The 11,466-nt window shown below is 40.4% G+C and carries 9 protein-coding genes; 5 read left to right on the top strand and 4 right to left on the bottom strand.

What is annotated here, in order from left to right:
* Positions 1-41 precede the first annotated feature (41 nt).
* The 4 genes from mazG to CK503_RS01225 all read right to left on the bottom strand — a co-directional run bounded on the left by mazG (position 42) and on the right by CK503_RS01225 (position 4,715).
* Positions 42-812 (bottom strand): nucleoside triphosphate pyrophosphohydrolase, encoded by a 771-nt coding sequence (gene mazG / locus CK503_RS01240; protein WP_095604959.1) that lies wholly within the window; start codon positions 810-812, stop codon positions 42-44.
* A gap of 70 nt (positions 813-882) precedes the next feature.
* The gene (locus CK503_RS01235; protein ID WP_095604958.1) at positions 883-2,154 is read right to left on the bottom strand and encodes an asparagine synthetase B; all 1,272 of its coding nucleotides are present in this window, start codon (positions 2,152-2,154) and stop codon (positions 883-885) included.
* 1 nt (position 2,155) lies between these two features.
* Complete coding sequence (locus CK503_RS01230; protein WP_176466177.1) at positions 2,156-4,063, bottom strand: tetratricopeptide repeat protein; 1,908 nt, start codon at positions 4,061-4,063, stop codon at positions 2,156-2,158.
* 25 nt (positions 4,064-4,088) lie between these two features.
* Positions 4,089-4,715: a Maf family protein gene (locus tag CK503_RS01225; protein ID WP_095604956.1), complete on the bottom strand. Its 627-nt coding sequence runs from the start codon at positions 4,713-4,715 to the stop codon at positions 4,089-4,091.
* A 268-nt stretch (positions 4,716-4,983) separates the two neighbouring features.
* Between CK503_RS01225 and CK503_RS01220 the strand changes: the two genes are divergently transcribed.
* The 5 genes from CK503_RS01220 to CK503_RS01200 all read left to right on the top strand — a co-directional run bounded on the left by CK503_RS01220 (position 4,984) and on the right by CK503_RS01200 (position 11,461).
* Positions 4,984-5,226, top strand: a complete 243-nt coding sequence (locus tag CK503_RS01220; protein ID WP_217988290.1) for a hypothetical protein — start codon at positions 4,984-4,986, stop codon at positions 5,224-5,226.
* Between the two features lie 20 nt (positions 5,227-5,246).
* Entirely contained in the window at positions 5,247-6,056 is an 810-nt protein-coding gene (locus CK503_RS01215) for a DUF92 domain-containing protein (RefSeq protein ID WP_095604955.1), read from the top strand.
* A complete protein-coding gene (locus CK503_RS01210; protein ID WP_095604954.1) occupies positions 6,053-7,363 on the top strand; it encodes a dicarboxylate/amino acid:cation symporter in 1,311 nt (436 codons plus the stop codon). Before CK503_RS01215 ends, CK503_RS01210 begins: the two co-directional genes overlap by 4 nt.
* A 114-nt stretch (positions 7,364-7,477) precedes the next feature.
* Entirely contained in the window at positions 7,478-8,377 is a 900-nt protein-coding gene (locus CK503_RS01205; RefSeq protein ID WP_095604953.1) for a tetratricopeptide repeat protein, read from the top strand.
* A 126-nt stretch (positions 8,378-8,503) separates the two neighbouring features.
* A complete protein-coding gene (locus CK503_RS01200; RefSeq protein WP_095604952.1) occupies positions 8,504-11,461 on the top strand; it encodes a lamin tail domain-containing protein in 2,958 nt (985 codons plus the stop codon).
* Positions 11,462-11,466 lie beyond the last annotated feature (5 nt).

Genomic DNA, 11,466 nt, shown 5'->3' with positions numbered 1-11,466 from the left:
ATACTTTTTAGTCTTAAATCGAAGACCTGCTAATGGATATTTTATTTTTTTGCTTCGTTCCAATAGCTGTCCATATCTTTCAACGAAGCATCAGACAGCGTTTTATTTTCTTGATCAAGTTGTTTTTCGATGTATTGGAATCGCCGGATGAATTTTTTGTTCGTTGACCGAAGGCTGTCTTCGGCATTGAGATCGAAAAAGCGTCCGGCATTTACTAAAGAGAAAAGCAGATCGCCAAACTCTTCCCGACTTTTTTGTGAGTCGCCTTCTTCTAATACTTCTTTAAATTCCTGGAGCTCTTCTTCGAGTTTTTCCCAAACCTGGGAGAACTCCGGCCAGTCGAATCCCACATTTGCTGCTTTTTCCTGCATACGCTGGGCACGGATGAGGGCGGGAAGCGGTTTGGGGATTCCATCCAGTACCGATTTTTTGCCTTCTTTCATTTTGATGTTTTCCCAGTTTTCGGCCACTTGCTCTTCATCTTCGGCTACTTCATCCCCGAAAACATGCGGGTGGCGGCGTATGAGTTTTTCCTGAATTGAATAAATCACATTGCTGATAGAGAACGTATCGGTTTGCTCAGCCATGCGGCTGTGGAAAACGACGTGTAATAAAACATCCCCCAACTCTTTTTCGAGCTCTTCAAACTCTTCATTGTCAATGGCTTCAATGGTCTCATACGCTTCTTCAATGAGGTTATCCTTAATACTTTGGTGAGTTTGTTTACGGTCCCACGGACATTCGTCACGGAGAATCTGGACGATTTCAACAAGGTCATCAAAATTTTGGGTCGGTTTTCTGCTGTCTGCCATTGTGAATTAAAAATGAAGAATTAGGAATTAAAAATTATGGTCTATTGCTAATTTTCTGCTGAGCTCTGAATCACGTTTTTCGTTTTTTCTTTTTAGCGGCGGGGAACAGGATGTTATTTAAAATCAACCGATAGCCGGGACTGCTGGTGTGTAGGCTCAAATCTGTGGGCGGATCATTCACGCGGTGCGTATAATCCTCGGGATCGTGACCGGCATAAAAGGTAAAAGTTCCCTGTCCGTAATTACCGTGGATGTATTTGACCATATTCCGGCCCGGACTTTCACCTAAAATGACAACCGATTCTTTGATTTTATCCTTCTGGAACGCCGTTGTTTGTCCGTAAAACCCGCGAATGCTGCTAACATGGTTTTGAGTTAGCATGGTGGGTACCGGATCCCACTTAGCCGAAAATTCAAAAAGTGTAAAAAAGTCGATTGATTGATCTACCTCATCAATTTGAACAGGAACATCGATATCTGCATGTTCGTATTCTGCGGGATCAGAACTGAGTATAAAATCAGTGAATGCCAGAGTGTTCTCAAAGTTAAGTTTCTGTTGTGCATTGGGATCCATGGGATCGCCGTCAAACTGGGTGGGCACGATGTCAACTTCCTGTGCTGCCAGTGCGATGTCGAAAGTATCAGTGCCTGAGCACATGGCAAACATAAATCCACCGTTGCCGACATACTCTTTGATTTTTGCTGCCACTGCTTTTTTTTCATTGCTTACTTTATTGAATCCTAATTCCTGAGCCATAGCTTCCATTTTGCGTACCTGTTTAATGTACCATGGCTGATTACGCGATGAGACCCAGAATTTACCATACTGTCCGGTAAAATCTTCGTGATGCAGGTGCAGCCAATCATACTCCGAAAGTTTTCCATTCAACACTTCGGGATCCCAGACTTTATCATATTCAACCTCTGCATAGTTCAAGGCCATAGTAACAGCATCATCCCAGGGCAGCGCTTGCTTGGGCGTATATACGGCAATTTTGGGAGCCTTATCCAGCTGTATGACAGAAGTATTGGCATCGGGCTGTTCTACCTGACTGATGATTTGGGCAGCCTCGGAATTTGATATCACCTCGATTTTTACATTTCTGAGATGGGATTTTTTGACCAGGTCCTCAGAATAATTTGTTATAAAACTACCTCCCTTATAATTGAGCAGCCACTGTGACGAATTACCATCCTGTAGATTATTGAAAATGATCCCATAGGCTTTAATATGGTTGGTTTGGGAGGCATCCATCGGAATAAAAAGCTTGTCCTGAGCCAATCCCGGCAGGCTTGCAAAGAGAACAAACATTAGCGATATCAAAAAGGAGCGTAGCATCATATTAGACCTGTATTTCTTCAAGTTCCTGAATGCGGTCGCGTGCAAATGTGGCATAAAATCCATTGGGAAATTGTAGTAAAAGCTTTTCGTAAAGGGATAGCAATTGATCTACTGTTTGTGGAATTTCAAGATTGTTATCGCCCAATATTTGAGTTTGTTTATCGGTTAACTGTAACTGCCCAATATTTATATTACTATTTGTTATCAGCTGATCGGCCATCCGTGTTTTTACCCACAGAAGTTGTTCTCGAAGTGCAGTATTATCGCCCTGCGTTTCTAAATGAGTGGTCAAGGCACGATAGATAAATGCGGCATTCTGTTTCTTTTTTTTGGTCGTTAATTCAAGTAGGGCGTATCCAATTAATGGATTTTGGCGGTCTTTTTGAAATAGCTGTTCCAGGGTAGCGATACTTTGCTGTTGTTCGCCGCGAGAAAGGTGTTCAATGAGCTTAGCGAAAGGTTCAATTTTTGATCCTGTGCTATCGGCCTGTAAGCCTTTTTGAATCCACAGTCGCAGCTGAACGGCATCGTTGGCATAATAGGAGGTGGTTTGCCGTTCGAGTGCATTCAGTTGGATTTTGGCAAACTCGTAATCCCCGGCAAAAAAGTCGGTTAATGCCAGGTAATAGCGATTTTTTTCAGCCAAATTTCCAATGCGTTCCTGTTTATTACTTTTTGAGAAAGAAACTCGTGCGCGTGTATATTCTTCATCATAAAGATGTAAGCGTCCTTCTAAATATGCTTGTCTGGACTTTTTTTGTTCTCCGCCGGATAAATTTTGTAGCTCACTAAGGAACTTTTCGACTTTGTCAGGTGCATGGAGGACATCCAGCGATAATTCACTTAGCGTGGTCAATACCTTATCCATGCGATGATAATTAGGGGCGTTAGTACGAAGGGTATTAAGGGTAGAAAAAGCTTTCTGATAAAGAGATGAGGGAGTTGAATTAAGGTCCAAATTATGATTTTCGAGGTATTGCGCCCACTGCATATATACGTTGGCCAGCTCTTCGCGGCTTCTGTTTGCCAGAGATGCTACATTATTGTCTATGTAATAAGAGTAAGCTTCTCCGGCGAGCTCAAACTTTTGCTCAGCCAGTAATTTAGATCCAATATTGTAGAGGCTATAGGTAAGATTTGATGATTCCTGCTCAATATTTTTTGCCGTTGCTACTGCTCGTTTAAAAAGCTTACGCTCCATCAGCAACCATATTTCCAGCTGTTGAAGATTATTATAGCTGGGATGAGAGGGGGAAAGCTCATCCAAAAAGTCAGAGATCTCGAGGATTGCCACATCATAAATATGATCATCCCGGAAGCGCATGAGCCAACGCTGTACATAACTAAGCTGTTTGGGATTTTCTTGTACTAATTCGAGAAATTCACGCATTGCTTTTTCATAGTTGCCTGCCTGCATATAGGTTTCTCCCAGTTCCGAGGAAATAAGATTTGATTGCCCCGAGAAGGATTGCAACTCCTTATAAATATCAATGGCTTTATCGTATTCTCTCCGATCGCTGGCCTTACGGGCAACATTCAAATATACTTGTTGGTTGTCCGGGTAATTTTTAAGGATATCGTTCCAGATCTGTATTCCACGCTCAATATTGCCGCTGGTGTGATATATCTCTCCCAATTGAATTTTTGCTTGCGGACGATGCCGGCCATCTTGAACGGCTTCTTCTAATATTGTTATAGCTTTCTTATACTTCTTGAGATTGATGAGACTCTCGATAAGTTTATTTAGATACAAGTAGCGTTGTGGCTCTTTATTATAGAGCTGTTCAAATTGTTTAGCCGCTTCCTCGTATTTTTGCTCCTTGAGCAGTTGGTCGGCATTAAAATACCTTTCGTTATCTTGGGCAAATCCCGGTTGATGGCAAAGTATTCCCACCGAAAGGAAAGCCAAAAGCAAGGTTCTTTTCAAAAAGGATTTAAGAGTCATCGGAATACTGATAAAGGTTTTGCTGCGACAGGAGCTTTGGTGCAAATGATGTCAATATATTATAAAATCTGTGAAGCGGAAATCCCACTACATTGTAATAATCTCCTTCTATTGCTTCAACGAATAGGGTGCCGTGTGGATCTTGAATTCCGTACGCTCCGGCTTTGTCCATCGGATTTGTTGTTGCCACGTAAGCGTTGACGAGTGTTGGGTTTAATTCCCCAAATATCACATTTGTTGTCTCAACAAACGTTCTGTGGTCAGTTATGTTATTTGAGGCATCTGTTTTTAATAACGATACGCCCGTTAACACCTTATGTGAATGCCCACTTAACTGCCGCAGCATTGTGTTTGCCTCTGATGGAGTAGCAGGCTTTTCAAGGATTTTACCGTTATGGGTCACAATTGTATCAGCACCTATAATCAATGCATTACCATATTTGGGAGCGATGTCTCGGGCTTTTCGTTCAGCAAGAGTTTCTGCAATTTGGTTTGGGGACCAATGGGACTCATAGTCTTCGTTAACTTTGCTGGCGTGTACCTTAAAAGTAATACCTATTTTTTGCAGAAGCTCTTTTCGTCGGGGACTTCCGGAGGCAAGGATAATGGTTTCCAAAATGAAAGGGGGAGTTTAATTAAATAATTAAATCAATATTTCCATATTAAAAGAGGATACATCTTAAATGAGTCATTTAAAATAAGAACTATCTGGTAAAATGGGGGGGGGCGATATTGATCATGGTAACTTCTATACTTTTACAGTATTTTTGTAGCTCAATAAATCAATCGTTACTTTAGCCGCTGAATTGAGATGAAAGAAAATAGAACTTCTTTCGTTACACTGTTCATTCATTGATAACGTATTTTAAAAATGTTTATTCACAATGGGATCACAAAAACACGGACGCAGTAGTTCTAAGCAACCGATGATTTTCGATGCCTGGAATTATAAAGTTCTGGCTTTGGGATTGTTGCTGGTTGTTATCGGCTTTTCTGCGATGTATCTTGAAAATGAAGTAGAAGGTTTTATATCACTTTATGTTTCTCCGATTGTTATTATGAGCGGTTATGCAGCCGTTATTGTTGCTATCCTTAAACACGATTGGGGCTCCTCAAAAAAATCCTGACAATCTTTTGAATTGGCCCGATGGATCGCAAGCTGAATGCTTTATTCTTATTTGTAGCGGTTGTCGTATTTATAACTGCAGCTAATACCACACAGCAGTGGAATATACTGCTTGGGGTTTTGTTAGCCGCCCCTTTTTCTTTCGCAGCCTTTTTCTTTCGCAGCCTGTCACTCGATGGTATGTTTGCAGCAACTGTTATTGGCACTTTTGCTTTTGGACTCGGTGGATGGAAGTTGGCTATAGTGTTATTACTGTTTTTTGTAAGTAGCACTGTTATTTCAAATCGATCAAAGTGGCGTGCAGAAAATATTTCACAAAGTGTTAGAAGAGATGGGTTACAAGTTTGGGCAAATGGATTTTGGCTGGTTACTTTCCTGATATTTGTTACCATTTTTAATGCCCCGATTTTTTTGATTGGAGCCATAGCTGCAATTGCTACAGCTGCAGCTGATACTTGGGCTACAGAGATTGGCAGCAGAACTTCGAATAGTACCTATTTGATAACAACTTTTGAACAGGTAAAGCCCGGGACGGATGGGGGCGTAAGTATAAAAGGGACAACAGCGGCTTTTTTTGCTGCTGTAATGATTTCGGGTATTAGTGTTTACGTTTTTTCACTTCATTTTTCCGTTTTTATTTGCATTTTTATAGCTGCCGTTTTGGGATGTCTTATTGATTCTTATCTTGGTGCTCTTTTTCAACAGAATAAACGTTCGGTAATGTTACCGGCTGTCGATGTAGAAATTGATTTTTCGAATAATTTAGTAAATACAATTTCGACAGGTTTCGGCGGCTTACTGGCAATAATTTCAAAATTGTTTTTTGCATGAAAAAAGTATGGTATAAACGACTGCACTGGCAAATAATAATTGGACTTGTACTGGGATTAATATGGGGATTGGTGGCCAGTGTTGGGGGCTTTTCTGACTTTACGGTTGACTATATACAACCCTTCGGTACGATATTTATAAATCTGTTGAAACTTATTGCCGTACCGCTGATTTTAGCTTCTCTTATTGTAGGGGTGACTAGCCTGAACGATATTGCCAAGCTTTCACGAATGGGCGGTAAAACTATTGGCATCTATATTGTTACTACTATGCTGGCGATTACAATTGGATTGACCGTAGTAAATGTTATTCAGCCCGGAAACTTTTTACCGGTTGAGACTCAGGAACAACTGATGTCAGGTTATCAGGAAAATATTGAGGGAGCCGATCAATCCGCTCAGGAAGTATTGGATCGAAGCCCAATGTCGTTTTTGGTAGATATTGTTCCTGAAAACTTTTTCCAGGCCGCTTCTGACAATGGCAATATGCTTCAGGTTGTTTTTGTAGCACTTCTAATGGGGATTGGTCTCATGCAGATACCATCCGAGAAAAGTAAGTCGCTAATCAACTTTTTTGATTCCCTGAATGAGGTCATTATCAAAATAGTAGACTTAATAATGAAAGTTGCTCCCTATGGCGTTTTTGCCCTCATGGCGGGAGTGATTGTAGATCTTGCGGGTGATGACATTGGTCAGGCACTGGACCTGCTGGGAGCACTGTTCTGGTATACCTTCGTTGTTATCTTAGGATTATTCTTGCATTTGATGATCGTATATTCCGGACTGTTTAAGCTCTTTAGCAAGATGAAGTTGCGTGACTTTTTTAAAGCTATTCGTCCCGCAATGCTTTTGGGATTCAGTACCAGCTCCAGTGCAGCTACGCTACCCGTAACAATGGAGCGCGTCGAAAAAAATGTAGGTGTGGATGAAGAGGTTTCCAGCTTTGTTCTACCCATAGGAGCGACTATTAATATGGACGGAACCAGTCTCTACCAAGCTGTAGCTGCGGTATTTATTGCGCAGGCATTGGGGATGGATTTGGGAATCGCTCAGCAGATAACAATTGTGCTCACCGCTACATTGGCATCCATAGGTGCTGCAGGAGTACCCGGTGCGGGGATTATTATGCTCGTTATTGTTTTACAGGCTATACAGGTTCCCGTCGAAGGTATTGCCCTCATCTTGGGAGTTGACAGAATCTTGGATATGTGCAGAACGGCGGTGAATATAACCGGTGATGCTGCGGTTGCAGTAGCTGTTGCCCATACCGAAGGTTTGTTGGGCGAAATGCATTTTGATGATGAATAAACAGGTAGCCCGAACGCTTCTATCTCAATATATTGTTTGGCTTCTGATATATAAGATCATATAGATTTTTAGCTTTACCTAATGATGTGATATAAAAACAGAAGTCCCGAGTATATGAAATTGATTCAGCTATTGTGGTTTTTAATTTTATGCAGCATTATCTCGAGTAATTTAGTTGCTGCTCCCACCGGTATTAAAGCGGATTCTTTATCCTATGAGCAAAAACTGGAGAATGGGATTGATGCTTTTTATCGGACTGACTGGATAGAAGCCAGTTCTGTTTTTAGGGAGCTTCAACAGAAAAAGCCCGGTGATTCAAGGGCTTATTTTTTTGAGGCAATGATTCCTTTCTGGGAGTATTATTTTGGTAATAATTCGTCTCAAGCGGCCGATCAGTTTCTGAAACGATCCCAGCAGGCCATTGAGATTAGCAAAAATCAGCTCAATAAAAACTCCAGTGATACCACAATGGTATTAATGCTGAGTGGTTTGTATGGATATCGTAGTTTAGTAGCCGCTGCGGAGCAGAACTACAAGGAGGCCCTGGAAAGTGGAATGACAGGATTTAAATATACGCGACAGCTCTTGGAACTTAATGCCGACGATCCCAAAGCATTAATTGGCAAAGGCATGTTTTACTACATGGCAGGCAGCGTACCTAATGGATTGAAATGGGCTGCTAACATGATAGGAATGTCAGCCGATATGCAGGAGGGATTTGATGCTTTGGAAAAAGCGGCAAAGTCGGATAGCTACGTGAGGAATGACGCCCAAATGATATTGGCATATTTGTATGAACGGGAGGGACAGGATAAAAAGGCATTGAAGCATTTAGAAGCATTATCTGCTCGTTATCCGGAGAACATCATATTCCAATATAATAGAGCACGACTATTGGAAAAGACAGATCAACTTACTCTGGCCCGGGAAAAATATGAGATGATTACAAAAATGAATACCAACACACTGGGTGTTTTGAAACAGAAAAGTAGAAACAGGTTGCAAAAATTGTAATCTTTTTCATTAAAAAATGTATAAGTCTGTATATAGTGTTCTAATTTTTTGAAAAAGATTACGAAAAACACGTAATTAGTTAATGATATACAATTGCATAATTGTCCATTTTCTAAAAAATAGTGTATGGGAATAGGGCTACCGAGTAATCCTTTTCTAAAAATATTTCTTGTAGTTATACTTCTTTTGGGCGTTGCCCTACAGGAGGGGTATGGCCAGTCAACAGGAGATTTAGCTGTTATTGGTGTTAATTCTGATGGGGATGATAACTTTGCAATAACTACTTTTGTTGATATTCCATCCGGAACCACCATTTATTTTACCGACCGTTCTTGGGATGGCAGATCTGAAAGTTTCAGTGGAAATGAAGGCGTATATTCTTATACAGTACCGCAAGGAGGTTTTAATGCCGGAAAAGTAGTTGTAATTAATCCTGATTCTGAAACGGCTTCAGACGACGGAACGGTTTCTCATATATCAGGTAATTTTAATTTAACGAATGGAGATGACGAGTTATATTTTTATTTGAGCACGTCTGACGACAACCCTTCTTCTTTTTTGTTTGCTATTACAAATGATGATGCTTGGGATGACAGTGAATTAAATAATATGGGGTTAAATGATGGTACTACAGCTCTTTCTAACATTAATGAGAATGGAGAATATGTAGGTCCAAGGGAAGCAACCCTTTCGACCCTGAAAGAAGAAATTCGAAAAGTTGAAAATAATTGGTTAACTACAGAGGGGACAGGTGATCAAAGTATAGCTTTTAATACATCTTCTTTTTCATTAGTTGATCTCCCCACTGTTGCATTTAATACTTCAGCTATAGATGTATTGGAGAATAGTGCTACTGCAGAACTTACGGTCGAATTGGTGGAGTCCAATAATCAAGCTGTCGATGTAGATATAGCTTATCTGAGTGGTTCCGGTACAGCCGAAAGTGGTGATGATTTTTATAATGAGACGGGAAGCGAATTCAGTACAGAAACTATCAGCTTTGGAAGTAGTGAAGGAGATGGGACAACCAAAACTGTTACACTAAACTTAGAAAATGACAGTGAGTTTGAGGGCCCTGAAAAGGCCGTTTTTCAGCTCCAAAATATTTCTGATGGTACTATCATTGGTCCGGATGTATTGACGCTTACCATTAAAGATGATGATATCCCTGATATCGTGATTAATGAGATATATGCTAATCCTGCTGATGGTAGTGGTGCTCGTACTGGTGAATTTATTGAGTTTGTAAATAATCAGGATTCGGATATAGATATTAGTGGATGGAAAGTTTTTCAGGAATCGGATCTAAAGCATACTTTTCCTGACGGTACGGTATTACCGGGCAACCGTGCTTTAGTTCTTTTTAGCGGTGATGATGACGTAAATACCGAAGGTAATTATGGTGGTGCATTGATTCAACGTAGTAGTGAATCCGCAACACTAAGTTTGGATAACGGTGGGGATATTATAAGACTTGAAGATTCAGAAGGTAATGATGTGATAAACTTAGATTATCCTTCTGCAAATAATAACGAGTCAATTGTCAGGGATCCGGAGATTACAGGTGATTTTGTAGATCATTCCACTGTTAGTGATAAAAGTATATTATTATCTCCCGGTACTAAAGTTGATGGAAAGGCCTTTGGCTCAAAATATGCAAAGGGTATTCGAGGTTCGGCGGGATGGCGAATGATTTCAACGCCTACCGAAAATACTTCTTTTGCTGATCTGTTCGGTAACTTACGGATACAGGGTGTTCCGGGCTCGGATGATCCTTCAGGTAATCTAACCTTAGCAGGTTGGTCTGAGGACCAGCGGTCATTTACGGTTCCTTCTGATATGTCAAATAATATGTCACCGGGGAAAGGATATATCGTATATGTACCTGAAGATAAAGAGTCTAATTCTCCGGGTATACAAGGTGGGTTTTCAAAAGTTATTACTACTGATGGAGTTGAGAACAGCAATAGGGTTAATGTAACGGTGTCAGCGCGTGACTTCGACGGAGAGCGTGGAATAGATGGTGATGAAGGTTGGAATCTATTGGGTAATCCATTTGGGACAGATATTTCTGTTGGAGCCTTAATTGATGCTTTGGAAGATGTTGATCCTGATGTGAATGCGAATATATATGTTTGGGATCACGAAGCAGATGGTGGGAACGGTAAATATATTACGTTATCTGATGATGGTCTGATCGCTCCTTTTCAGGCATTCTTTGTGCGTTTTACCAATGAAATGAATGAAGAAACATTTACTTTTGATAAAAGTGTATTAGAATCAAATACTGGTACTGAATTATACAAGAATAGCACTGATGATTCTTTTGCATTTGATGTACGATTGCATGGAGAAGAATATTTTGACACCTATACGCTCGAATTCAGTGATAACGGCACTGTAGAGTTAGATCGTTTTGATGCCTATAAGTTGTTGTCTTTGAATCCCAATTCAATTAACCTATTCAGTACTCATGGTAATACACGACTTCAGAAAAATGTGTTGCCTGAGGATTTAGAAAGTAATTTGGAGATTCCACTTTCTTTTGATGCCAATGGGCGTACGAAATTGACCTTTCGATGGGATGATATTGATAATCTTCCCGATGAATGGGATGTCAAGCTTATTGATAAGGAAACAGATAGAGAAATTGATCTTCGTACTGCTCGGGAATATCAGTTTACACTTTTATCAACCGGACAAAAAGAAACCATTGAGAACCAAGAGCTCTTGAATAAAAGAAAAGCCAGTGAAAAAGATCCCCGGTTTGTACTCTCGATGAGTCCAAATTTTGAAACATCAAATGGAACAGATCTGCCTGAATCTGTTAAGTTGAATCCTAATTATCCCAATCCATTTAATCCTACGACCACAATTCCATACGAAATAACCGAGGATATGGAAGTGAAATTGACAATCTGGAATATGATTGGTCAAAAAGTAGCTACATTAGTTGATGGAATGGTGGAAGCGGGAACACACGAAGAAACCTGGAATGCCAGTAACATGCCGAGTGGTATTTATATTGCCCGTTTTGAAGTGGGTAATGAGGTGTTTACCCGAAAAATGACTTTGATTAAGTAGAAAAA

The organism is Fodinibius salipaludis (genome assembly GCF_002287075.1).
Classification (GTDB): domain Bacteria; phylum Bacteroidota; class Rhodothermia; order Balneolales; family Balneolaceae; genus Fodinibius; species Fodinibius salipaludis.
The sequence above is the reverse complement of the archived record's forward strand: the minus strand, read 5'-3'. Positions and strand labels throughout refer to the sequence as shown.